The organism is Pseudomonas sp. PDM24 (genome assembly GCF_019218905.1).
Classification (GTDB): domain Bacteria; phylum Pseudomonadota; class Gammaproteobacteria; order Pseudomonadales; family Pseudomonadaceae; genus Aquipseudomonas.
This window is the reverse complement of record NZ_JAHUWR010000004.1, coordinates 127,650-150,396: the sequence shown is the minus strand read 5'-3', so window position 1 is coordinate 150,396 and position 22,747 is coordinate 127,650. Positions and strand designations below refer to the sequence as shown.

Here is a 22,747-nt window from a genome sequence, read left to right as displayed (position 1 = left end):
TTTTTTGCTGCGCTTGGCGGGCATACTAGGCCGTCCCTTTCCCTGGTGTCGCCCGCCTCTATGCTTCGCGTCCTGATAGCCCTTGCCCTGACTTGCCTGCTTCAACCGGCCTTTGCCGACGAGCGCACGCAAACCCAACAACAGTTGGACGCCACGCGTCAGGACATTGCCGAGCTGAAAAAATTGCTGGGTAAACTCCAGGAAGAAAAATCCGGGGTGCAGAAAGACCTCAAGGGCACCGAAACCGAGATGGGCAAGCTCGAGAAGCAGGTCGAAGCCCTGCAAAAAGAGCTGAAGAAAAGCGAATCCGAGCTGCAGCGACTCGATGCTGAGAAAAAAAAACTCCAGAGCGCGCGCATTGAACAGCAACGACTGATCGCCATCCAGGCCCGCGCGGCCTATCAGAATGGGCGTCAGGAATACCTCAAGCTGCTGCTCAACCAGCAGAACCCGGAAAAATTCGCTCGCACCCTCACCTATTACGACTATCTGAGCCAAGCCCGCCTGGAGCAGCTGAAGAATTTCAACGAAACCCTGCGCCAACTCGCCAATGTCGAAAAAGACATCGCCATGCAGCAGGCGCAATTGCTGGTGCAGAAAAGCAGCCTCGACAGCCAGCGCGACGAACTCGACAAGGTCCGCAAGGAGCGCCAGCAAGTCCTGGCCAAACTCAGCGACGACGTGAAGGCCCGCGATCAGAAACTGGCGGCGCGCGAGCAGGATCAGGCAGATCTGTCTAAAGTCCTTAAAACCATCGAAGAAACCCTGGCCCGTCAGGCCCGAGAGGCAGAAGAAGCGCGGCAAAAAGCGCTGATCGCCCAGCAGGAAGCCGAAAAAAAGCGTTTACGTGAGGCTCAGGCTGAAGCAGATGCCACTGACGCCCCACGCAAAACCGTTAAATCGACACCCGGCGCATTGGTTTCAAGTTCAGGCGAAACCTTTGGCGGCCCCTTTGCTTCCACCCGCGGCAAACTTCCATGGCCGGTTGATGGTCGACTGCTGGCGCGCTTCGGTGAAAGCCGTGGTGACGATGCCCGCACCAAATGGGACGGCGTGATGATCAGCGCCTCCGCCGGCAGCCAGGTGCATGCCGTTCACGGCGGCCGCGTGGTGTTTGCCGATTGGTTACGAGGCGCCGGGTTGCTGGTGATCCTCGACCACGGCAACGGTTTCTTGAGTCTTTACGGTCACAACCAGACGCTGCTCAAGTCTGCGGGTGACGTGGTAAAAGCCGGTGAGTCCATCTCCACTGTCGGTAGCAGTGGCGGGCAGGACACACCAGCGCTGTATTTCGCTATTCGTCAGCAGGGTCACCCGAGTGATCCAGCGCAATGGTGTCGCGCGCAAGGATAGGCGTTGAGTCACCTACATTAGGAGTTCGTTCGACATGCTGTATTTGTCCCGCCTTACCTCGCTGGCCCTGACGATTGCCCTGGGGATCGGCGCACCGTTGGCGTTTGCCGCTGAGCCTGCCCCGGTGATCGCACCTGCGGGCACTGCTGCGACCACCAAGGCGCCATTGCCGCTGGACGAGTTGCGCACTTTTGCCGAAGTCATGGATCGGATCAAGGCCGCCTATGTGGAGCCGGTGGACGACAAGACCCTGCTGGAAAACGCCATCAAAGGCATGCTCAGCAACCTCGACCCGCACTCCGCGTACCTCGGCCCGGAAGACTTCGCTGAATTGCAGGAAAGCACCAGCGGCGAATTCGGCGGCCTGGGCATCGAAGTCGGCGCCGAAGACGGTTTCATCAAAGTGGTTTCGCCCATCGATGACACCCCGGCCTCCAAGGCGGGCATTCAGGCCGGCGACTTCATCGTCAAGATCAACGGCCAGCCGACTCGCGGCCAAAGCATGACCGAAGCCATCGACAAGATGCGCGGCAAGATCGGCCAGAAGATCACCCTGACCCTGGTACGCGATGGCGGTGCGCCGTTCGACGTGACCCTGGTCCGCGCCATCATTCAAGTGAAGAGCGTGAAGAGCCAGCTGCTGGAATCCGGCTACGGCTACATCCGCATCACCCAGTTCCAGGTCAAGACCGGCGAAGAGGTCTCCAAGGCCCTGGTCAAGCTGCGCAAGGACAACGGCAAGAAGCTCAGCGGCATCGTCCTCGACCTGCGTAACAACCCGGGCGGCGTGCTGCAATCGGCGGTGGAAGTGGTCGACCATTTCATCACCAAAGGCCTGATCGTCTACACCAAGGGCCGTATCGCCAACTCCGAATTGCGCTTCTCCGCCACCGGCAAGGACGAAAGCGAAGCCGTGCCAATGGTCGTGCTGATCAACGGCGGCAGTGCCTCGGCCTCGGAAATTGTTGCCGGCGCCCTGCAGGATCAGAAACGCGCCGTGGTCATGGGCACCACCAGTTTCGGCAAAGGCTCGGTGCAGACCGTGTTGCCGCTGAACAACGAGCGCGCACTGAAAATCACCACGGCGCTGTACTACACGCCGAACGGCCGCTCGATCCAGGCTCAGGGCATCGTCCCGGACATCGAAGTGCGCAGGGCCAAGATCACCAACGAGCAGGACGGCGAATACTTCAAGGAAGCCGATCTGCAAGGTCACTTGGGCAATGGCAACGGCGGCGCCGATAAACCGACCGGTTCCGGTGGCAAAGCCAAGGCCATGCCGCAGGATGACGATTACCAGTTGGCCCAGGCCCTGAGCCTGCTCAAAGGGCTGAGCATCACCTCCGGCCGCTGAGATGCGCCTGCGGTTGCTCCTCGGCCTGCTGTGCTGTCTGGCGGGTGTCGCTCACGCGGCGCCTGCCACGACGGCGGCCACACCGGCGAAGGCTTATCTGAGCCTGATCATCGATGACCTGGGGCAGAACCTGCTTCAGGATCGCCGCGTGCTGGCGCTGCCCGGCCCGGTCACTGCGGCGATCATGCCCGACACCCCCCACGCCACCGAGTTCGCCCGCGAAGCCCATCGCGCCGGCAAGATCGTCATCCTGCACATGCCCATGGCCCCGGCCACCGGGCCGTTCGCCTGGCATCCCGAATTGCCCATCGAAGAACTCGAGAAGCGCTTGAACGCGGCGTTCAAGGCTGTGCCGTATACCGCTGGTATCAACAACCACATGGGCAGCCGCATGACCGCCCAGCAACCGGCCATGGCCTGGCTGATGGCCGACTTGCAGCGTCGACACAAGTTCTTCGTCGACAGCCGCACCAGTGCACAAACCGTGGCCGCCGCCGAGGCGCAGAAGATCGGTTTGGCAAGCGTTTCGCGGGATGTGTTCCTCGATGACGAGCCCACTGAAGCCGCAATTTTCATTCAGCTACAAACGGCTATCAGCCTGGCGCGCAAGCAGGGTTCTGCGGTGATGATCGGGCATCCGTATCCGCAGACATTGGCGGTGCTTGAACGTGAATTGCCCAAGCTCAAGGCTCAGGGCATTGACTGGATCGATATCCAACAAATGATCAGCGTGCGTGGCAATCGCGCGACGGCGGCACATGGCAAGGATGGCCAGTACCGCCTCCCGACCGCCCGGTAATTGCTCGCAGCCCACTCCATTTCGCGATAACTATTTATACCTGTCGGCACACAGACGCGTGCCACGATAGCGCTCACCCCGAATTTCATCACCAAGGAATGGACATGAAATATCTCAGCTTGTTTTGCTTCACCGGCCTGATTGGCCTGCTGGCTATTTCCGCCGTGCAGGCCCGCGACCTGGGCGAAGGCGCTGTCAACGACTCGCCGTCAAGGGCACTGCAAAACAGCAAACATTTTTATGAAATCTGGAGCGGCGTGGGACGACTCAGTCTCCACTCGGGCGAGACTTGCAGCGCCGTTCTACTGGATACGCGAAACAGGCAAGGCCGAGCCACTGGCCCTGCTTACCTGCTCACCAGCGGTCATTGCGTATTCTTTGAGTACGGTTCGGCGCGGACCAATCTGCCTTTGAAAGCCAGCGTCACCTTCCGCTACTTTCATGACGTACCACAGCGTAAGCGCCAATACGCCATCCGAACTGCCCGATGGAGCAGTCTGGTCGGGACCGATCTTGCAGTACTGGAGGTAGACGCAACTTTGGCGTCGCTGATACAGGCCGGGATCAACCCGCTCAAGCTGGCCTCCCATCAAACCTACGAAAGTCAGAATGCGCTTAACGTTGGCGCGCCGGGCGGCTTTACCGAACAGGGGCTTCGATTGAGCGCCTGTGCTGAACAAACCGCCGGAACGTTTATCGATCACCCTGGGGTTTTCCCTTTGGCCATGAAAAACAGCTGCGATCTTCACGCCGGCAGCTCCGGTAGCCCGATGCTGAACCGCCGCACCAATGAAATCACCGGCATCGTCAGTAAAGTCGGGATCTCGCGCAATACCCCGGCGCCGCCCGATTGTGAGCACTCGACGTCTTGCAAGGCCGCCCGTTTCAACTACAGCTACTCGGCCAACTTCCTGCACAAGTGCTTTATTGACGGCGTTTTTACCCGCGATGGGGCTCAGTGTTCGTTGGAGCCGGTCGAGCTGACTGTCATGGAGCCCTGGAAGCTCAAGTCATACGTTTATAGAACGCAAAATGCGGATGAGCAGATCGTATTGCCTACGTGGGACTTCAGGTTCTCCCTCGAGGCGCCCTTCTACCGCTACAAAACGGTCCACAACGCTCGGGATTGTCAGGCGCCACGCAACTATAGCGCCGCCATCCGCGCTGAAGATGCTTACATCAATACTGAAATCGGGCCACAAAGCGGCGCCTATGCGCTCTGTATTATCGGTGTCGCCTCACGGGAACAGCAGCTGACAAGGGCGACATTGAATAACGTGTTTACAAGTGCCATGTACTTGAGCGCGACGCCGGACGCTGCGTTTCAGACCCCATCGAGGTAATGGCTACAGATAGCGCCCCATGATGTCATCAACAATGCCTTCCTTGCGCAGTTGATCCAGCGCGGCTTGCAGCTTGGCGACAGTTTCGTCCGGCACGTCCTTGTTCAGCGCCAGGTAGAGCTCGGCGCTGTTGAAGCGCAGCACGGTCTTGAGCCCGTTCACGCCTTCCTGGCGCGCCAGGTAGCGGCCTGCCGGGTCACCCGTGGCCCACAGATCAATCTGGCCGTTGACCAGTTTTTTTGCATTATCTTGATCGCGCAGCACAACAATCGGTTTCAATCCTTGCTTGGCCAGTGTCTCGGCAATCGCATCGCCCTTGTAGGCGCCGATCTTGTATTTGCGTGCCTGCTCCAGCGACTCGAGGGTGATCTTGCTATCGGCCTTGGCCAGCAGGATCCAGTCGTCCGGGCCGATAGGGCCGACCCACTTGAAGAGTTTCTCGCGGTCCGGCAACCGTGCCATCACGAACACGCCATAGCCAGGTTTTTCCAGAGCGAGTTTGTAGATTCGCTCCCAAGGGAAACGCAGTGTCAGGCTGTAGGTAATGTCGGCGCGTTTGAACATCTCGCGGACGATATCCACGGCGATGCCATTGATATTCTCGTCCTGAGCAAAATTCTTGCCGTTCTTCGCCATGTTGTACGGCGGGAAGTTTTCCGTCAGCAACACCAGACCGGTGCCGGGATTTTCTTCGGCGTGAACTCCGTTGATGAACAACAGAGAAGCGCTGGCGAGGACAAGAAGAAGACGTTTAAGCATGTCGGGCTACCGGAATCCATGGCGTGCCCAAGAGTGCCTTGAGCCCGCCATACTGTCCACTGGCCTGTTTAACGCATCACGATGCCGCGATGAGCCATGTAAGCCTTGGCTTCCTGCACGGTGTATTCGCCGAAGTGGAAAATACTCGCCGCCAGCACCGCGCTGGCGTGGCCTTCGAGGATGCCGTCGGCCAAGTGCTGCAAGTTGCCAACACCGCCGGACGCGATCACCGGAATCCCCAGCGCATCACTGATGGCGCGGGTGACGCCCAGGTCGAAGCCGTTTTTCATGCCGTCCTGGTCCATGCTGGTTAGCAGGATTTCGCCGGCGCCGAGGCCTTCCATCTTCTTCGCCCACTCAACGGCGTCGAGGCCGGTTGGCTTGCGACCGCCATGGGTGAAGATTTCCCAGCGCGGGGTTTCACCCGGACCGGACACTTTCTTCGCGTCGATGGCGACGACGATGCACTGCGAGCCGAAATGCTGGGCTGCTTCGCCGACGAATTCCGGGTTGAACACTGCTGCGGTGTTGATCGAGACCTTGTCCGCACCGGCATTGAGCAAGTTACGGATGTCCTGCACAGTACGCACGCCGCCGCCAACGGTCAGCGGGATGAACACCTGGCTGGCCATGCGTTCGACGGTATGCAGCGTGGTGTCGCGACCGTCGACGCTGGCGGTGATGTCGAGAAAGGTAATCTCGTCGGCACCTTGCTCGTCGTAACGACGGGCGATTTCCACCGGGTCGCCGGCGTCGCGAATATTCTCGAACTTGACGCCCTTGACCACCCGGCCGTTATCCACGTCCAGGCAAGGGATGATGCGTTTGGCCAGCGCCATGGTGAGTCCTCAGCCTTTGTACGAATCGCAGAAAGCTTGCGCTTCAGCGACATCGAGGGTGCCTTCGTAGATCGCCCGGCCGGTGATGGCGCCGATGATGCCTGGCGCCTTGGCGTCGAGCAGCGACTTGATGTCGCCCAGATTGTGGATACCGCCGGAAGCGATCACCGGAATCTTCGTCGCCGCGGCCAAAGCGGCGGTGTACGAAACGTTGCAGCCCTGCATCATGCCGTCTTTGGCGATGTCGGTATAAACGATCGCGGACACGCCGTCGGCCTCGAATTGCCTGGCCAGGTCGATCACCTGAACGGTGCTGATTTCAGCCCAGCCGTCGGTGGCGACAAAACCGTCTTTGGCATCCAGACCGACGATCACTTTGCCTGGGAACGCGCGGCAGGCCTCGGCAACGAAAGCCGGATCTTTCACGGCTTTGGTGCCGATGATCACGTAGCTCACGCCCGCTTTCACGTAGTGTTCGATGGTTTCCAGGGAGCGGATACCGCCGCCGATCTGAATCGGCAGGTTCGGGTAGCGCTTGGCGATGGCGGTGACTACTTCGCCGTTGACCGGCTGGCCTTCGAAAGCACCGTTCAGGTCGACCAGATGCAGACGGCGGCAACCGCCTTCCACCCACTTGGCAGCCATGCTCACCGGGTCATCGGAGAACACCGTGGAATCTTCCATGCGGCCCTGGCGCAGACGAACACAGGCACCGTCTTTGAGATCGATAGCGGGAATAATCAGCATCTGGCAAACCTTCAAATTCGAGTATTCAGCTTCGCTCGGAAATCAGTTTTTCTCGAGCGCCCACAGGTCGCTTTCGATGCTTTCGAACCTCTCTTTGAGGTGCGTCTGCACATCGAAAATCGCCCTGTTGTAATAGTGCGGAGCAATTTCGCGGGTAAACAGCTCAAGGATTTCAGCCGCTTCGAACGAACCCAGGTCCAGCTCGAAGCGATCCTCCATGAAGCGTTTGATCTTGTGATTGGCCTCATTCTCCTGCTCGGGAGTGAGGGTCAGGATCGGCGGCTTCTTTTTGGCAGCCATTTACCAGCGACCATCCCACGCAGCGAAGTTCTGCAGCAATTGCAGGCCATGGGTATGGCTCTTCTCCGGGTGGAACTGCACGGCGAAACGCGAGCCGTCGGCCAGCGCTGCGGCGAAATCGACCCCGTAGTGACCGCTACCCACCACCTGCCGCGCATTGCCGGCAGCGATGTAGTAGCTGTGCACGAAGTAGAAACGCGCCAGGTCCGGAATGTTGTGCCACAGCGGGTGTTCTACCGTCTGCTTCACTTCGTTCCAGCCCATGTGCGGCACTTTCAAGTGTTCGCCGTCTTCGTGCAAATCCTTGCCGAAGAACTTCACCTGACCCGGGAACAGGCCAATACAGTCCACGCCATCGTTCTCTTCGCTGCTGTCGAGCAGGGCTTGCATGCCCACGCAGATGCCGAGGAACGGACGGTCCTGGCTGACTTCACGCACCAGCGAGTCGAAGCCCAGGCGACGGATCTCCGCCATGCAATCGCGAATCGCACCGACGCCGGGAAATACCACGCGATCGGCTTCGCGAATCACATCGGCATCGCTGGTGATCAGCACCTTGCCGGCACCGACGTGCTCGAGGGCCTTGGCCACCGAGTGCAGGTTGCCCATGCCGTAATCGATAACCGCGACCGTCTGCATTACAGAACGCCTTTGGTCGACGGCATTTGCCCGGCCATGCGGTCATCCAGCTCCACAGCCATGCGCAGGGCGCGGCCGAAAGCCTTGAACACGGTTTCGATCTGGTGGTGGGTGTTGTGCCCACGCAGATTGTCGATGTGCAGGGTGACGTTGGCGTGGTTGACGAAGCCCTGGAAAAATTCCTGGAACAGGTCAACGTCGAAACCGCCGACGGTCGCGCGGGTATAAGGAACATGCATCTGCAGGCCAGGACGGCCGGAGAAGTCGATCACCACACGCGACAGCGCTTCATCGAGCGGCACGTAGGCGTGGCCGTAGCGACGAATGCCTTTCTTGTCGCCGATGGCTTTGGTGAAGGCTTGACCCAGGGTGATACCGACGTCTTCCACCGTGTGGTGGTCGTCGATATGCAGGTCGCCCTTGCTGACAATATCCAGGTCGATCAGCCCGTGACGGGCGATCTGGTCCAGCATGTGCTCAAGAAAAGGTACACCGATATCAAATCGGGCCTTTCCGGTGCCATCCAGGTTGATCGAGGCTTTGATCTGGGTTTCCAGAGTGTCGCGCTCGACAGACGCCATACGTTCGGCCATCACCAGCTCCGCAAAAATCATTGGGGCGAAAAAGGCAGCCATTATAGGGTCGCGGGCGCTAAACAGAAACACGAGAGGTGATATCACTGACGGAGTGAATCCCCTGCCGTCGGGGATAGACATGTCAGTACAAGCCGGCAAACACAAAATCTATGTCCACGGAGAGCAAATGTGGGAGCGGGCTTGCTCGCGAAAGCGGTGTGTCAGGCAACATTGATGTCGACTGACACACCCTCTTCGCGAGCAAGCCCGCTCCCACAGGGGTTTGCGTTAGTGGAAGAGAACCGCAGTCTTCTGCAGGGTCACCCAAACACCCCACGCCAACGGAATACCCACCACCAGCCATGCAGCCACAGCCAAAGGCTTGGTACCCGCATCCGCTTTCCACTCCAGCACAGTGCTGGCGTCAGCACCTTTGTCGTGGCCCAGCGCTTGTTCGGCGGCCAGTTCGGCCTCGGTCATGAAGTACTTGTCGGCCACCGGACGCACCAGCAGGTTGCAGATGAAACCCAGCACCAGCAGGCCCGCGAGGATGTACAGGGTGATGTCGTATGCCGCAGCGCGTTCAACGCCGATGCTCAGCTGATATTCACGCAGGTAGTTCACCAACACCGGCCCCAACACACCCGCCGCCGCCCACGCCGTCAGCAGACGACCGTGGATCGCACCAACCATTTGCGTACCGAACAAGTCAGCCAGGTAAGCCGGCACCGTCGCAAAACCACCGCCGTACATCGACAGAATGATGCAGAACGCCGCCACGAACAGCGCAACGTTGCCCAGATGACCGAGGTTCGGGATCAGCGCGTACAGCGCGAAACCGAGGGCGAAGAACACGAAATAAGTGTTTTTGCGACCCAGGTAGTCCGAGAACGAAGCCCAGAAGAACCGGCCACCAATGTTGAACAGACTCAGCAAACCGGTGAAACCGGCCGCAATCGCTGCGATCGAGGCCAGTTGCCCGGCGTCCAGCTGACCAAACGTCTGGTCGGTGCCCAGCAATTTACCGGCGAAGACTTCCTGCAACAGCGGCGAAGCCATGCCGAGGATGCCGATACCCGCCGAAACGTTCAGGCACAACACCAGCCACACCAGACGGAATTGCGGGGTCTTCCACGCCACATTCACGTGCACGTGACGGTGAGTGATCATCGCGTTCGAGGCTTTTTTTGCCGGAGCAGTCCAGCCTTCAGGCTTCCAGCCGGTTGGCGGAACGCGGTAGGACAGCGCACCACCGATCATGAACACGAAGTAGATCGCGGCCATTACCAGGAAGCTCTGCCATACGCCCACGCTGGTTGGCGAAGCGAAGTGCCCCATCAGCGCTGCTGCCAGTGGAGCACCCACCATCGCGCCTCCACCGAAGCCCATGATCGCCATGCCTGTGGCCATGCCGCGCTTGTCCGGGAACCACTTGATCAGGGTCGAGACCGGCGAGATGTAACCCAGCCCCAGGCCGATACCACCAATGACCCCGGAGCCGATCCACATCAGCCAGATCTGGTGGGTATAGACCCCCAGCGCCGAAATCAGCAGACCGCCACACCAGCACAGTGCCGACACCACACCGGCCTTGCGAGGACCTGCGTGTTCCAGCCAGCCGCCCCAGATCGCTGCCGAGCAGCCAAGGAAGATGAAGAACAAGGTGTAGATCCAGCCGAGCATCGAGATCGGCCAGTCGCATTGAGATGAAAAGACCTGAGCGATGAAGCTCATGTCTGGCGCGCAAGTCACGGCCTTGGTGACGCCCAGGGCTTTGGACAACGGCAACCAGAACACCGAAAAGCCGTAGGCCATGCCGATGCACAGGTGGATGGCCAGAGCGGCCGGTGGTACCAGCCAACGGTTGAAACCGGGCCTGGCGATGATGCGCTCCTTGGACAGGAACGCGGGCTGGTCGGCTTTGATGCCGTCCGCCGTGATGCTCGTAGTCATGGTGTTTCCCCCAATTATTAGTATTGTTCGCCAGCCGTACTTCACCCCCAGCCTTAATGCACGCAGGCATGACTTTTTTTAGGTGAAGCTCCATTTTGGTGCGACATCACGTCGCAGAAGGGACGGACGAACGGGCAGAGGTTACCATTTGCAGGTGACAGAAAAACCAAACTGATATCACCTTTTTGTATGTCGTCTGTTCTCGTACAACCGCAAAAAAATATTTTCACGCGGATTAACTTTTCAAAGGAAGAGCCATGCCGATCATTGTCGAGCTGCTGAACCAAGCCACTTATCAGGATCAGCAAGATCTGCAGAAGATCTACCGCGACGCACCGGACTGGCTGTTTGCGCCATTCACAGGGGACATACAGTTGATCGAAGACTGCCTGCAGGACGGTGCGCTGATCGCCGGACGCTTCAACGATCGGCTGTTGGGGGCGGCACGTTTGCAACAGCACCAGGACGTCTGGCATTTGTCCCATTTATGCGTACGAAAAATCACCCGTCGCCGTGGCGTTGCCGAGCGTCTGGTGAACGAAGCGCAGAAAATGGCGTCGCAATCGGGCGCGACATTGCGGCTGTTGGCGCCTGCCGGGCACCTCGAAGCTCAAGCGCTGGCGGCTAAGCTGAAGGTGCCGCTGGATGAGCTCCCGACGTGATCGCTGACCGGTCGGCCACTTCGGAGCGCTATACTCCCCGGCTAAATTTCGAATTCGACTAATACAAGGACTCGCCCATGAAAGCGTTCGGCAAAATCCTGGGTCTGGTACTTCTCGGGCTGTTGCTGATCATTGTGGCGCTGGGCTTTGCCCTGACCCACCTCTTCGATCCCAACGACTATAAAGACGAGATTCGCCAGATTGCCCGCGACAAGGCCCACATCGAGCTGACGCTCAATGGCGATATCGGCTGGAGCCTGTTTCCCTGGCTGGGCCTGGAATTGCACGAAGCCAGTGTTGCGACCCTGGCCAAGCCTACTGAACCGTTCGCCGACTTGCAGATGCTCGGCCTGTCGGTCCGCGTGATTCCGCTGCTGCGCCGCGAAGTGCAGATGAGCGATGTGCGCGTCGAAGGCTTGAACCTGCGCCTGAACCGCGACAAGGATGGCCACGGCAACTGGGAAGACATCGGCAAGGTCCCGGCGCCTGCCACCCCGAGTACCTCGGCCACGCCGCCCGCCGCCACCGGCGAACCCGCGCCAACGACTACCGCTCAAGCAGAAAAACCGGCCCAGCCGATCCGCCTGGACATCGACAGCCTGACCGTTAACAACGCCCGCGTTGAATACAGCGATGAGAAAACCGGCAAGCAGTTCAGCGCCGAAAGCATCCAGCTGAGCACCGGCCCCGTGCACGACTCGACCAACATCCCGGTCAAACTCACCGCATTTCTCGGTACCAACCAACCGGTTCTGCGGGTGCGGACCGAGCTGGCCGGCGAGTTACGTTTCGAGCGGGCGCTGCAGCGCTACAAATTCGAAGACATGAAACTCTCCGGTGAAGTCGCAGGCGATCCGCTGCAAGGCAAGACCATGACCTTCGCCGCTCAAGGTCAGTTGCTGCTGGACAAGGCCGCCAACGTCGCCGAGTGGACCGGCATCAAAATCTCCGCCAACCAGCTGCGCGCCTTGGGTGAACTGAAGGCCAACGACCTCGACAAGACCCCGCAAATCAGCGGCGGCCTGTCGATTGCCCAGTTCGATCTGGCGAAATTCGTCGACAGCATCGGCCAGAAACTCCCGGCGATGGCCGAAGGCAGCCTGAGCAAAGTCGAGCTGGCCAGCCAGGTTGCCGGCACGCCGACCAGTTTGTCCCTCGACAACCTCAACCTGAAACTCGACGACAGCACTTTCAGCGGCCGCATTGCTATCGAGGACTTCGCCAAGCAATCGCTGCGACTGAATCTCAAGGCTGACACCTTCAACGTCGATCGTTACTTGCCACCAAAATCCGCCGAAGCCAACAGCGCGAAGCAGGTGCGTCAGGCTGAAGTGGCCAACACCGAGAACGAGGCCATGGCCGGCGCAGGCAGCTCACCGCTGCCACCCTCACCGACCAAAGGCCCGTGGAGCACCGAACGTCTGTTGCCGGTGGAGCGCCTGAGCAAACTCGACGTGAACGCTGATCTGACCTTCGGCCAGCTGACCCTCGACAAACTGCCGATTCAGAATGCTGCCCTCAAGGCCACAGGCCTTGGCGGCCTGCTGACGCTGGAGAACCTGCGCGGTGACCTGTACGACGGTAACTTCGAAGCCAAAGGTACCCTGGACGTGCGCCAGCAAGTGCCGGCGCTGAACATGCAGACGCGCATCAGCAAAGTGCCTGTAGAAAAAATCCTCGAAAGCCAGGGGAAAAATCCCCCGGTTCAAGGCCTGGTTACGCTCGATAGCGCGCTGACCAGCAGCGGCAATAGCCAGAGCGTGCTGATCGATAACCTCAACGGCAATGCCAGTTTCGTTATCAACAATGGCGTACTGCTCAATGCCAATCTTGAGCAGCAACTGTGCAAAGGCATCGCCACCCTGAATCGCAAAACCCTCACCGGCGAGCCACGGGGCAAGGACACACCGTTCGAAGAGCTCAAGGGCAACCTGACCTTCCACAACGGCGTGGCCAGCAACCCCGACCTGAAAGTGCGCATCCCGGGCATGACTGTCAACGGCAACGGCGACATCGACCTGCGAGTGCTGGGCATGGACTACCGCGTCGGCGTGATCGTCGAAGGCGACAAGAGCGATATGCCGGACCCGGCCTGCCAGGTCAGCGAGCGCTTCGTCGGCATCGAGTGGCCACTGCGCTGCCGTGGCCCGCTGGAACTGGGCGCGAAGGCTTGCCGTCTCGACAACGAACGCATGGGACAAGTCGCGAGCAAACTGGCTGGCGAGCGGATCAGCGAAAAAATCGACGAGAAGCTTGGCGATAAAGTCAGCCCGGAACTGAAAAACGCGCTCAAGGGGCTGTTCAAGCGATGAGAGCCGAACAGTTTTCAACGGCGGTGCTGGATTGGTACGACCGCCACGGCCGCCACGATTTGCCTTGGCAACAGGGCATCACCCCTTACCGGGTATGGGTCTCGGAAATCATGCTGCAGCAGACCCAGGTCAGCACTGTGCTGAACTACTTCGACCGTTTCATGGCCTCGCTGCCGACGGTCGAAGCCCTGGCCGCCGCGCCGGAAGACGAAGTGCTGCACCTGTGGACCGGCCTCGGTTACTACACCCGCGCGCGCAACTTGCAGAAGACCGCGAAGATTGTCGTTGCCGAATATGGCGGCGAGTTTCCTCGTGATGTGGAAAAGCTCACCGATCTGCCGGGTATCGGCCTGTCCACCGCTGGCGCGATTGCCAGCCTGAGCATGGGCCTGCGGGCGCCGATCCTCGATGGCAACGTCAAACGGGTGCTGGCGCGCTTTACCGCGCAAGAGGGTTATCCGGGCGAGCCCAAGGTTGCCAAACAGCTGTGGGCCAACGCTGAGCGCTTTACTCCATATGATCGGGTCAATGCCTACACCCAGGCGATGATGGACCTGGGCGCTACGCTCTGTACCCGCAGCAAACCGAGTTGCCTGCTCTGCCCGCTGGAAAAGGGCTGCGAGGCGCACATGCTTGGCCTGGAAACCCGCTACCCGATCCCCAAGCCGCGCAAAGCCGTGCCACAGAAGCGCACGCTGATGCCGATGCTCGCCAACGGTGAAGGGGCAATTCTGCTTTACCGTCGCCCTTCCACGGGCCTGTGGGGCGGTCTCTGGAGCCTGCCGGAACTCGACGACCTCGACGACCTGCAACATCTGGCTTCGCAGCACTCGCTGGAACTGGGCAGCCAACAGGCACTGCCGAGCCTGGTGCACACCTTCAGTCACTTTCAGTTATCCATCGAACCCTGGCTGGTTCAGGTCCAGGAGGCAGGCCATCACGTGGCCGAGGCCGACTGGCTCTGGTATAACCTCGCCACCCCGCCGCGCCTGGGCCTTGCCGCCCCGGTCAAAACCTTGCTCGAACGCGCGGCCGCCGTATTGAACGCAGGAGAGTCGTCATGACCCGCACCATCATGTGCCGCAAGTACAAAGAAGAACTGCCCGCCCTGGAACGCGCTCCATTTCCGGGTGCAAAAGGTCAGGACATTTTTGACCACGTCTCGGCCAAGGCCTGGGCCGACTGGCAGAAACACCAGACCCTGCTGATCAACGAAAAGCGCCTGAACATGATGAACGCCGAAGATCGCAAATATCTGCAGGGCGAGATGGACAAGTTCTTTTCCGGCGAGGAATACGCCAAGGCTGAAGGCTACGTTCCGCCCGCTGAATAACCCCGCTTTTTCGGGGGGTGGATCGTAAGCGACGGTAATAATTAAAATTTTTTTGAAAACTTTCTTGACGACCCCCTGAAAAACCAGTTTAATGCGCCCCGTTGCCCAGATAGCTCAGTCGGTAGAGCAGGGGATTGAAAATCCCCGTGTCGGCGGTTCGATTCCGTCTCTGGGCACCAAATACCGAAAACCCTGAATCGCAAGATTCAGGGTTTTTTTATGCCCGCGATTTGATCAGACGTCGCGCAAGTCGTCTCTCTTCGGCTAGTTTTCAGTCCCCCAGTGGAAGACCAGATTGCGAGCGGCACCGCTGCCTACATCCGCCGTATCACGCCGCACCTCACCCTTATGTGTCGCGACAACGGTGTACTTGCCGGCAGGCAGCTGAACGTAAACCAGCGGCCCAGCCTCACTCAGCGTCAGCACGGGTTGTCCTGCGGCTTTTTCAATGACCACATCCACATCGGGAACGTATTCATCCTTAGGCCCGGTAGAAAAGGTCATGTGCAGGTTGTAGCCCTGCGTTTGTTGGATAGCTTTAGCCTCATCCTCTCCGATACCGCCGGACAGGTAGGTAATCCCGTTTTGCTGTTGCTGCTGGACTTGCACGCCTGAGGGATCGATCGGTTCAAGACTGGCGGCGTTAAGCACGACTGGAAACATCAGTACGCCGACGGCGGCGATGGGCAGCATGAATGAATGGACGTTCTTCATGATGGCGACTCCCGGGTTGCTCAGAACCCAATCGTTACTCTTTTTAGATTTGTTACCGAATGTTCAAGTTTTAGATCGATTAGCACTTGAGCTCACTGCGAATCGGACTACGTGACGCGCTCCTCCTGCATGGGCTTCCGTCGGCCCGGTCCTGCAAAGCAAATTCGCCTTTCCTTCCGATTTACCAGCAACGCCCGGCATCGCGGACTATCACTCTCTTGCCATTCTCTTCCGCCTGTTTCCTTCAGCCGCGGAAAATCTCATGAATCCTCTCAAACCCGGTAACACTCAAGATCCACAGATCACTTCACTGCTCGGCAATCTTGGCGAGTTGATCCGTGAAGCGCGTCAGAAGGTGCTGCGAGCGGTCGATACCGCTCAGGTGCAAACCTGTTGGCAGATCGGACGGCATATTGTGGAGTTCGAGCAGGAAGGCGCTCGGCGGGCGGTGTATGGCAAGCAGTTGCTGTCGACGCTGGCGAAAGTTCTGACGTCGGAGTTTGGGAAAGGCTTCGACGCTTCCAACCTTCGCTACATGCGCCAGTTCTATCAAGCATTCCCAATTCGTGACGCACTGCGTCACGAATTGAGCTGGACCCACTACCGCAGACTGTTACGAGTCGACAACGACAACGCTCGCCACTGGTACATGAACGAATCTGCTCTGCAGAACTGGTCAAGTCGCGCCCTTGAGCGCCAAATCAATACCCTCTATTACGAACGCTTGCTGGCGAGCCGCGATCGGGCTGCCGTCAAACAGGAAGCCGACACCAATATCCAGCAAATGAACGCCAGCCCTCGGGATTTCATCCGGGACCCCGTGCTACTGGAGTTTCTGGGTATGCCTAACGCGGGCTTGATCCAGGAAAGCGAACTTGAACAAGCCTTGATCGATCAACTCCAGGGTTTCCTGCTCGAACTGGGCAAAGGCTTCGCCTTCATCGCTCGCCAGCAACGCATCAGTACCGAGAGCAAAGACTTCTACATCGACCTGGTGTTCTACAACTATCTGCTCAAGTGCTTCGTCATCTTCGACCTCAAGCGCGGCGTACTGACCCACCAGGATGTCGGCCAGATGGACATGTACGTGCGCATGTACGACGACCTCAAGCGCGGACCGGAGGATAGCCCCACCGTCGGCCTTATTCTCTGCGCGCAAAAAGATGAATCGGTGGTGCGCTATTCAGTGCTGCAAGGCAACGAACAACTGTTCGCCAGTACCTACAGACTGGTGCTGCCGAGCGAGGAGGAACTTCGCACAGAACTGGATCGGGAATGGGCGGTGCTTGAGGAGCGGTTACTCAAGCAGAGGCTCCGATAAGCACCGGTGGATTGTTCATAAACGGCGTGAAGACTATGGTGGTTGGCTAGCCGCAAAGGTTCAACGCCGATGAATTTGCAGGACATGCCCTCACTGGCCCCGACGCAACTTGAATTGCCGTTACCCACCGGCACACCTGGTGAATCTTTCAACGAACCCGCCGCCGACGGCTTCATCCTTGGCGGCTTCACCTGGCGGCATGCGAATCAAGACCCAACCCGTCCAGTGGTGATCATCAACGCCGCTACTTCAGTCCGTTGCCGACACTACTCGCGCTTCGCCGATTACCTGTTCGCCAATGGCTTCGACGTGATCACCTATGACTACCGCGGCATCGGCGAGTCGCGCCCTGTGTCGCTGAAGGGGCTTGAGGCCTCATGGTCCGACTGGGGCGCGCTGGATTTCGAGGCGATGCTGCAAAGGGCGCAACGCGAGTTTGCAGAACAACCCATCAATGTCGTCGGCCATAGCTTCGGCGGTTGTGCGGCAGGGTTGGGCGCCTCGGGGCATGTGATCCGACGCCTGGTGACGGTGGGTGCGCAGTTCGCTTACTGGCGCGACTATGCCCCCGCCCATCGCTGGCGAATGTTTGGGAAGTGGCACGTGACGATGCCATTGATGACCCTGCTTTATGGCTATTTTCCCGGCAAACGCCTCGGCTGGCTCGAAGACACCCCGGCCGGTGTAGTCCGCGACTGGAGCATGCCCACCGCCCGATACGAGAAACGCCCCAGCGGTCGTGTCATCCACGCCAAAAACGGTCAGCTGCCCTTCGCCAATGTCACCGCCCAAACCCTGGCGATCAGCCTCAGCGACGATCCCTATGGCACCATTGCGGCCATCGAACGCCTGCTCGACTACTTCACTGGCAGTACAAACACCCACCTGCGAATCACCCCCGAAGACATCGGCGAAGAAGAAGTCGGACATTTCGCCTTTTTTCGTAGCGCATACCAAGCCACACTATGGCCCATTGCATTGTCCTGGCTGCAGACCGGCGAGCTGGCCCCCGATACACCCGGGCGGCGAGTGCCACGCAGTTGATGGATGCGCCCCCTCAATGAATTACGGAACGACGCCCATGGCCTCCGCCAACAAGCAGAACAAACGCGCCTCCCGCGCCAAAGCCAAGGCCAAGCAGAACCGCACCCAGCGAGCTGCCGCGCCGGTCGAGCTGGACCCGAACGACGATCGCATCGACTTCGAATCGGTGGACCTGACCGAACTGTTCAAGAAAATGATCGACGCCGAAAAAATCAGTCAGCAAGCGATGTGCGCAGCCTTCCTCGAAGACCCGCTGCTGGAACTGGTGTACGAGCAGGAAGGCGAAGAAGGCGCAATGGACTTCATCCTCGCGGCACTGATCGAATACCGCCAATGGTCCACCGAGACTGACGAAGCCGGCGCCCTGGCGTGGATCGAATCTGCGGCCTTCCAGGCTGACTACGTGGCGGCGTCCGACACTATCGCAGCCCAAACCCAACAGAAACCAGACTGAGTTCCCATGGCATCCCTGAACAAGCAACAGAAACGCGCCAAACGCGCCAAAATCAAAGCCAAGCAAATCAATATCCACGGCAGAAAACCCGCCGCACTGGACGATGATCTGGGCGACATCGGTGAGCCGATCCCGGAATACACCTTGGCGATGTTCAGCAAAATGCGTGACGCCGAGGCTACCAGCCGCAACGACATGCTGCTGACCCTGCTGTCAGACCTCGCCGAAATCATCAGCGACCATCCAGAACTGCTGGACATGGAAAACGCCGACAACGAAGCCATGGCCGCCACACATTTGGCCGCCGACATGCTGATCGACTACCGCATGTGGGCTGATGGTATGGACCGCGACGCCGCCCAGGCCTGGCTGACCGACCCGCAGTTCATCACTGACTTTGGCGATGCGCTGGACAGTTATCGCCAGTCGCTGGATGTCCAGGAAGAAAAGGCCGAGTAAACGCCGGCGTTAAGCCGTAACACGATCTGTAGCAGCTGGCGAAGCCTGCGTTCGGCTGCGCAGCAGTCGTGAAGTCAGGCGACGCGGTTTATCAGGATGACCTCGCGAGCAGGTTTTTACGACTGCTGCGCAGCCGAACGCAGGCTTCGCCAGCTGCTACAAGTTTTGCGCTGTTGCTTGATTGGAAACAAAAACGGCCGCTTGTCATCACTGACAGCGGCCGTTTTGCGTTACGCGGAACGGATCAGTTCAGCACCACCGCGCCCACTTTCTGCAGCTTACGACGGCGAGCTACCAGCAACCCCGCCGCCACCACGAGTGCGCTTAGCAGGCCGGTCGCGAGGATCTCCACGCGATGGGCTTCCTGGAACAGCATGATGGTCAGGGCCGCAACGATGAATACGATCACTGCGTAGGTCAGGCCCGGGAACAGCCACATGCTGAAGGCGATTTTTTCACCGCGAGCCATACGCTGCTTGCGCATACGCAGTTGCGAAATCGCAATTACCAGGTACACCAGCAACGCGATGGCGCCCGAGCTGGCCAGCAGGAATTCGAATACAGCGGCCGGGGCCACGTAGTTAGCGAACACTGCAAGAAACGCAGCTGCGGTCGACAGCATCACGGCCCAATAAGGTGTGCCGCTGCTATTGGTGCGCTGGGAAACGGCCGGCGCATCGCCGCGTTTGCCCAACGAGAACATCATGCGCGAAGCAGTGTAGAGCGCCGAGTTGAGGCAGCTGGTTACCGCAACCAGAACCACGATATCGACGATCAGCTTGGCATTCGGGATACCCATGCGCTCCAGCACAGTCTGGTAGGAACCGACACTGGCCAGAATCGGGTCATTCCATGGCACCAAGGCCACAACGATGAAGATGGAGACGAGGTAGAACAAGCCAATCCGCCAGATCACCGAGTTGGTAGCCTTGGAAATCTGCTGGCCAGGGTTCTTCGATTCCGCAGCCGCGATGGTCACGATCTCGGTACCCATGAAGGAGAACATGGTGGTCAGGATGGCACCCAGCACCGCGCCCATGCCGTTTGGCAGGAAGCCTTGAGTGTCAAACAAATGCGACACGCCGCTGACCTGGCTGGTCGGCAGGAAGCCGAAAATCGCCAGAATGCCGAGGCCGATGAAACCGATGATCGCGATGACTTTGACCAAGGCGAACCAAAATTCGAATTCACCATAGTTCTTCACGCTGAACAGGTTGGTCACCGTCAGCAATAATGTGATGACCAGTGTGAACGCCCAGATCGCCACGTTCGGGAACCAGGCATGCAAAATGGTCGCGGCAGCGTTAGCCTCCAGCGGGATGACCAAAACCCAGAACCACCAGTAGAGCCAGCCGATGGTGAAACCGGCCCAGTGACCAATCGCGCGATCGGCGTACGTCGAGAAGGACCCTGTGTCTGGCGATGCAACGGCCATCTCGCCGAGCATTCGCATGACCAGAACCACTAAGGCACCGGCGGCCGCGTAAGCCAACAGCACGGCCGGGCCAGCAGCGGCAATGGCGTGGCCGGAGCCGACGAACAGGCCGGCGCCGATAACCCCGGCGATCGACAGCATGGTCACATGACGCGGTTTTAGCCCCTGTTCAAGGCCATTGGAGGAGCTTTGGCTACTGCTCATTAAAACTACCTTTGCAAGTAAAGCGATGACGTCGGCCCGGCCTGAAATCCCTTCTCGTAAAAAGAATCCAACAGGGCGTTTCTTATTCTGCACGCAATAATTGCGCCAAAATGTTTCACGCGCCCGTTACACGGGGCCTGCACGCTGATCGAGCAGTTATCGCAAGTCATTGAGATTAATGGCATTTCGCCAGAGCGTTACTCTGCCACCCACTTCAGTAACGAATCTGCGCACCAAAAACACATCAAGAAATACAGGTACGCACAATAAAAGTGCAGTTCGGGTACGTTTGTCCGGTTGGCGCTTCCAACACCCCGCCAAAGCTGGCAACATCGCGCCTTTTTTTACGCGACAGCCACGTCCAGGCGTGTTCAAACGGCTGTTCGGTTGTTGATGGGGCGACAGTCTGCTGTGCCGATGCGACAACCTGCCACATGCCACCCGTTTACCGTCCATAGCGCTGTTGGCTGCCATTCGAACGCTATGCTAGCTTGGCCGCCTCGCCAGGAAGGCCGCCAATAGCAGGAGCGCAAAACACTATGAGGAACGCACATGGCTGAGGCCACGCCCGCGCTTGAAATCCGCAACTTGCACAAACGCTACGGACAGCTTGAGGTGCTCAAAGGCATCTCGCTGACCGCCCGCGACGGCGATGTGATCTCGATCCTGGGTTCCTCCGGTTCCGGCAAGTCCACGTTCCTGCGTTGCATCAACCTGCTGGAAAACCCGCATCAGGGCCAGATCCTGGTGGCCGGCGAAGAACTCAAGCTCAAAGCCGCCAAAAACGGCGAACTGATCGCTGCCGACGGCAAGCAGATCAATCGCCTGCGCAGCGAGATCGGTTTCGTATTTCAAAACTTTAATCTCTGGCCGCACATGAGCGTGCTCGACAACATCATTGAAGCCCCGCGCCGCGTACTCGGGCAGAGTAAGGCCGAAGCCATTGAAGTCGCCGAAGCCTTACTGGCCAAGGTCGGCATCGCTGACAAACGCCACGCTTACCCGGCGCAACTCTCCGGCGGCCAGCAGCAACGCGCAGCCATCGCCCGCACCCTGGCGATGCAGCCCAAGGTCATTCTGTTCGACGAACCCACCTCCGCCCTTGACCCGGAAATGGTCCAGGAAGTACTTAATGTCATCCGCGCATTGGCCGAAGAAGGCCGCACCATGCTGCTCGTGACCCATGAAATGGGCTTTGCCCGTCAGGTTTCCAGCGAAGTGGTGTTCCTCCACCAAGGCCTGGTAGAAGAACAAGGATCGCCGCAGCAGGTGTTTGAAAACCCGCTTTCGGCACGCTGCAAACAATTCATGTCCAGCAACCGCTAACGGAGCTACCCGCATGCAGAACTACAAAAAAATCTTCCTGGCCGCTGCTGTCACCCTGGCCTTCAGCGCCGGTGCCGCCGCCGAGACCTTGAAGATGGGCATCGAAGCGGCCTACCCGCCGTTCAACAACAAAGATGCCAGTGGCAATGTCGTCGGCTTCGACAAAGATATCGGCGATGCCCTGTGCGCCAAGATGAAAGTCGAGTGCACCGTGGTCACCTCCGACTGGGACGGCATCATCCCGGCCTTGAACGCCAAGAAATTCGACTTCCTGATCTCCTCGATGTCGATCACTGAAGAGCGCAAGCAAGCAGTGGACTTCACCGCCCCGTACTACTCCAACAAGCTGCAGTTCATCGCACCGAAAAACGTCGACTTCAAGACCGACAAGGCTTCGTTGCAAGGCAAGGTTATCGGCGCTCAACGCGCGACCCTGGCCGGCACCTGGCTGGAAGACAACATGGAAGGTGTCGAAATCAAACTCTACGACACCCAGGAAAACGCCTACCTGGACCTGACTTCGGGTCGTCTGGACGCCATCCTGGCCGACAAGTACGTCAACTACGAATGGCTGAAAAGCGACGCCGGTCGTGCTTACGAATTCAAGGGCGATCCGGTGGAAGAAAGCGACAAGATCGGTATCGCTGTGCGCAAGAACGACCCGATCCGCGAGAAGCTGGACGCTGCGCTGAAAGAAATCGTCGCTGACGGCACCTACAAAAAGATCAACGACAAGTACTTCCCGTTCAGCATCTACTGATTCTGACCTGCTTGGCCGACGCCGTTTTCTGACGGCGCCGGTCCTTCGCATTGCCTGCCGCG

General features: G+C 59.0%; 23 protein-coding genes and 1 tRNA gene. 15 read left to right on the top strand and 9 right to left on the bottom strand.

The window, feature by feature from the left end:
- The first annotated feature begins 60 nt into the window (after positions 1 to 60).
- The 4 genes from KW837_RS15320 to KW837_RS15305 all read left to right on the top strand — a co-directional run bounded on the left by KW837_RS15320 (position 61) and on the right by KW837_RS15305 (position 4,849).
- Entirely contained in the window at positions 61 to 1,353 is a 1,293-nt protein-coding gene (locus KW837_RS15320; protein ID WP_218396960.1) for a murein hydrolase activator EnvC, read from the top strand.
- A gap of 34 nt (positions 1,354 to 1,387) precedes the next feature.
- Positions 1,388 to 2,707, top strand: a complete 1,320-nt coding sequence (locus tag KW837_RS15315; protein WP_218396957.1) for a S41 family peptidase — start codon at positions 1,388 to 1,390, stop codon at positions 2,705 to 2,707.
- A gap of 1 nt (position 2,708) precedes the next feature.
- Complete coding sequence (locus KW837_RS15310) at positions 2,709 to 3,506, top strand: divergent polysaccharide deacetylase family protein (protein ID WP_218396955.1); 798 nt, start codon at positions 2,709 to 2,711, stop codon at positions 3,504 to 3,506.
- Between the two features lie 104 nt (positions 3,507 to 3,610).
- Positions 3,611 to 4,849 (top strand): serine protease, encoded by a 1,239-nt coding sequence (locus KW837_RS15305; protein WP_218396953.1) that lies wholly within the window; start codon positions 3,611 to 3,613, stop codon positions 4,847 to 4,849.
- Positions 4,850 to 4,852: 3 nt separating this feature from the next.
- Here KW837_RS15305 and KW837_RS15300 read toward each other — a convergent pair whose 3' ends face one another.
- The 7 genes from KW837_RS15300 to KW837_RS15270 form a co-directional block, all read right to left on the bottom strand.
- A complete protein-coding gene (locus KW837_RS15300) occupies positions 4,853 to 5,608 on the bottom strand; it encodes an ABC transporter substrate-binding protein (RefSeq protein ID WP_123500040.1) in 756 nt (251 codons plus the stop codon).
- A 68-nt stretch (positions 5,609 to 5,676) separates the two neighbouring features.
- Positions 5,677 to 6,447 (bottom strand): imidazole glycerol phosphate synthase subunit HisF, encoded by a 771-nt coding sequence (gene hisF / locus KW837_RS15295; RefSeq protein ID WP_007897430.1) that lies wholly within the window; start codon positions 6,445 to 6,447, stop codon positions 5,677 to 5,679.
- A gap of 9 nt (positions 6,448 to 6,456) precedes the next feature.
- Positions 6,457 to 7,194, bottom strand: a complete 738-nt coding sequence (gene hisA / locus KW837_RS15290; protein ID WP_007939449.1) for a 1-(5-phosphoribosyl)-5-[(5-phosphoribosylamino)methylideneamino]imidazole-4-carboxamide isomerase — start codon at positions 7,192 to 7,194, stop codon at positions 6,457 to 6,459.
- Between the two features lie 42 nt (positions 7,195 to 7,236).
- On the bottom strand, positions 7,237 to 7,494 hold the full coding sequence (locus tag KW837_RS15285) for a DUF2164 domain-containing protein (protein ID WP_046045558.1): 258 nt from the start codon (positions 7,492 to 7,494) through the stop codon (positions 7,237 to 7,239).
- Positions 7,495 to 8,133, bottom strand: a complete 639-nt coding sequence (gene hisH, locus KW837_RS15280; RefSeq protein WP_123500044.1) for an imidazole glycerol phosphate synthase subunit HisH — start codon at positions 8,131 to 8,133, stop codon at positions 7,495 to 7,497.
- A complete protein-coding gene (gene hisB / locus KW837_RS15275) occupies positions 8,133 to 8,726 on the bottom strand; it encodes an imidazoleglycerol-phosphate dehydratase HisB (protein ID WP_007939452.1) in 594 nt (197 codons plus the stop codon). The genes hisH and hisB overlap by 1 nt, the downstream gene beginning before the upstream one ends.
- A 270-nt stretch (positions 8,727 to 8,996) precedes the next feature.
- Complete coding sequence (locus tag KW837_RS15270; protein WP_008068773.1) at positions 8,997 to 10,661, bottom strand: OFA family MFS transporter; 1,665 nt, start codon at positions 10,659 to 10,661, stop codon at positions 8,997 to 8,999.
- A 257-nt stretch (positions 10,662 to 10,918) separates the two neighbouring features.
- Here KW837_RS15270 and KW837_RS15265 point away from each other — a divergent pair, with 257 nt between their 5' ends.
- The 5 genes from KW837_RS15265 to KW837_RS15245 all read left to right on the top strand — a co-directional run bounded on the left by KW837_RS15265 (position 10,919) and on the right by KW837_RS15245 (position 15,147).
- Positions 10,919 to 11,323 carry an acetyl-CoA sensor PanZ family protein gene (locus tag KW837_RS15265; RefSeq protein WP_218396951.1) on the top strand — a complete coding sequence of 135 codons (405 nt, stop codon included), beginning with the start codon at positions 10,919 to 10,921 and terminating at the stop codon, positions 11,321 to 11,323.
- Between the two features lie 77 nt (positions 11,324 to 11,400).
- On the top strand, positions 11,401 to 13,635 hold the full coding sequence (locus KW837_RS15260; protein WP_218396949.1) for an AsmA family protein: 2,235 nt from the start codon (positions 11,401 to 11,403) through the stop codon (positions 13,633 to 13,635).
- The gene (gene mutY, locus KW837_RS15255) at positions 13,632 to 14,699 is read left to right on the top strand and encodes an A/G-specific adenine glycosylase (RefSeq protein WP_218396947.1); all 1,068 of its coding nucleotides are present in this window, start codon (positions 13,632 to 13,634) and stop codon (positions 14,697 to 14,699) included. The genes KW837_RS15260 and mutY overlap by 4 nt, the downstream gene beginning before the upstream one ends.
- A complete protein-coding gene (locus KW837_RS15250; protein WP_007897448.1) occupies positions 14,696 to 14,968 on the top strand; it encodes an oxidative damage protection protein in 273 nt (90 codons plus the stop codon). Before mutY ends, KW837_RS15250 begins: the two co-directional genes overlap by 4 nt.
- A gap of 103 nt (positions 14,969 to 15,071) precedes the next feature.
- Positions 15,072 to 15,147 (top strand) — tRNA-Phe (locus KW837_RS15245).
- An 85-nt stretch (positions 15,148 to 15,232) separates the two neighbouring features.
- Here the strand turns inward: KW837_RS15245 and KW837_RS15240 are convergent.
- The gene (locus KW837_RS15240) at positions 15,233 to 15,682 is read right to left on the bottom strand and encodes a carboxypeptidase regulatory-like domain-containing protein (protein ID WP_218396945.1); all 450 of its coding nucleotides are present in this window, start codon (positions 15,680 to 15,682) and stop codon (positions 15,233 to 15,235) included.
- Between the two features lie 262 nt (positions 15,683 to 15,944).
- Between KW837_RS15240 and KW837_RS15235 the strand changes: the two genes are divergently transcribed.
- From KW837_RS15235 to KW837_RS15220, 4 genes are all read left to right on the top strand, one after another.
- Positions 15,945 to 17,003 (top strand): YhcG family protein, encoded by a 1,059-nt coding sequence (locus KW837_RS15235; protein WP_218396944.1) that lies wholly within the window; start codon positions 15,945 to 15,947, stop codon positions 17,001 to 17,003.
- Positions 17,004 to 17,072: 69 nt separating this feature from the next.
- Positions 17,073 to 18,047: an alpha/beta fold hydrolase gene (locus tag KW837_RS15230; RefSeq protein WP_218396942.1), complete on the top strand. Its 975-nt coding sequence runs from the start codon at positions 17,073 to 17,075 to the stop codon at positions 18,045 to 18,047.
- 37 nt (positions 18,048 to 18,084) lie between these two features.
- Complete coding sequence (locus KW837_RS15225) at positions 18,085 to 18,501, top strand: hypothetical protein (protein ID WP_218396940.1); 417 nt, start codon at positions 18,085 to 18,087, stop codon at positions 18,499 to 18,501.
- Positions 18,502 to 18,507: 6 nt separating this feature from the next.
- Entirely contained in the window at positions 18,508 to 18,960 is a 453-nt protein-coding gene (locus tag KW837_RS15220; RefSeq protein ID WP_218396937.1) for a hypothetical protein, read from the top strand.
- A gap of 244 nt (positions 18,961 to 19,204) precedes the next feature.
- Here KW837_RS15220 and gabP read toward each other — a convergent pair whose 3' ends face one another.
- Entirely contained in the window at positions 19,205 to 20,599 is a 1,395-nt protein-coding gene (gene gabP / locus KW837_RS15215) for a GABA permease (RefSeq protein ID WP_218396935.1), read from the bottom strand.
- 552 nt (positions 20,600 to 21,151) lie between these two features.
- Here gabP and KW837_RS15210 point away from each other — a divergent pair.
- Complete coding sequence (locus KW837_RS15210) at positions 21,152 to 21,925, top strand: ABC transporter ATP-binding protein (RefSeq protein WP_046045546.1); 774 nt, start codon at positions 21,152 to 21,154, stop codon at positions 21,923 to 21,925.
- A 13-nt stretch (positions 21,926 to 21,938) separates the two neighbouring features.
- Complete coding sequence (locus KW837_RS15205) at positions 21,939 to 22,685, top strand: ABC transporter substrate-binding protein (RefSeq protein WP_218396933.1); 747 nt, start codon at positions 21,939 to 21,941, stop codon at positions 22,683 to 22,685.
- Positions 22,686 to 22,747: the final 62 nt, after the last annotated feature.

Coding starts and splice junctions, on each gene's coding strand:
- hisF (WP_007897430.1), bottom strand. CDS start 6,447: ATGGCGCTGGCCAAACGCATCATCCCTTGCCTGGACGTGGATAACGGC.
- KW837_RS15305 (WP_218396953.1), top strand. CDS start 3,611: ATGAAATATCTCAGCTTGTTTTGCTTCACCGGCCTGATTGGCCTGCTG.
- KW837_RS15210 (WP_046045546.1), top strand. CDS start 21,152: ATGGCTGAGGCCACGCCCGCGCTTGAAATCCGCAACTTGCACAAACGC.
- KW837_RS15285 (WP_046045558.1), bottom strand. CDS start 7,494: ATGGCTGCCAAAAAGAAGCCGCCGATCCTGACCCTCACTCCCGAGCAG.
- KW837_RS15270 (WP_008068773.1), bottom strand. CDS start 10,661: ATGACTACGAGCATCACGGCGGACGGCATCAAAGCCGACCAGCCCGCG.
- mutY (WP_218396947.1), top strand. CDS start 13,632: ATGAGAGCCGAACAGTTTTCAACGGCGGTGCTGGATTGGTACGACCGC.
- KW837_RS15205 (WP_218396933.1), top strand. CDS start 21,939: ATGCAGAACTACAAAAAAATCTTCCTGGCCGCTGCTGTCACCCTGGCC.
- gabP (WP_218396935.1), bottom strand. CDS start 20,599: ATGAGCAGTAGCCAAAGCTCCTCCAATGGCCTTGAACAGGGGCTAAAA.
- KW837_RS15260 (WP_218396949.1), top strand. CDS start 11,401: ATGAAAGCGTTCGGCAAAATCCTGGGTCTGGTACTTCTCGGGCTGTTG.
- hisH (WP_123500044.1), bottom strand. CDS start 8,133: ATGCAGACGGTCGCGGTTATCGATTACGGCATGGGCAACCTGCACTCG.
- KW837_RS15230 (WP_218396942.1), top strand. CDS start 17,073: ATGAATTTGCAGGACATGCCCTCACTGGCCCCGACGCAACTTGAATTG.
- KW837_RS15310 (WP_218396955.1), top strand. CDS start 2,709: ATGCGCCTGCGGTTGCTCCTCGGCCTGCTGTGCTGTCTGGCGGGTGTC.
- KW837_RS15225 (WP_218396940.1), top strand. CDS start 18,085: ATGGCCTCCGCCAACAAGCAGAACAAACGCGCCTCCCGCGCCAAAGCC.
- KW837_RS15220 (WP_218396937.1), top strand. CDS start 18,508: ATGGCATCCCTGAACAAGCAACAGAAACGCGCCAAACGCGCCAAAATC.
- KW837_RS15315 (WP_218396957.1), top strand. CDS start 1,388: ATGCTGTATTTGTCCCGCCTTACCTCGCTGGCCCTGACGATTGCCCTG.
- KW837_RS15265 (WP_218396951.1), top strand. CDS start 10,919: ATGCCGATCATTGTCGAGCTGCTGAACCAAGCCACTTATCAGGATCAG.
- KW837_RS15300 (WP_123500040.1), bottom strand. CDS start 5,608: ATGCTTAAACGTCTTCTTCTTGTCCTCGCCAGCGCTTCTCTGTTGTTC.
- KW837_RS15320 (WP_218396960.1), top strand. CDS start 61: ATGCTTCGCGTCCTGATAGCCCTTGCCCTGACTTGCCTGCTTCAACCG.
- KW837_RS15235 (WP_218396944.1), top strand. CDS start 15,945: ATGAATCCTCTCAAACCCGGTAACACTCAAGATCCACAGATCACTTCA.
- KW837_RS15240 (WP_218396945.1), bottom strand. CDS start 15,682: ATGAAGAACGTCCATTCATTCATGCTGCCCATCGCCGCCGTCGGCGTA.
- hisB (WP_007939452.1), bottom strand. CDS start 8,726: ATGGCCGAACGTATGGCGTCTGTCGAGCGCGACACTCTGGAAACCCAG.
- hisA (WP_007939449.1), bottom strand. CDS start 7,194: ATGCTGATTATTCCCGCTATCGATCTCAAAGACGGTGCCTGTGTTCGT.
- KW837_RS15250 (WP_007897448.1), top strand. CDS start 14,696: ATGACCCGCACCATCATGTGCCGCAAGTACAAAGAAGAACTGCCCGCC.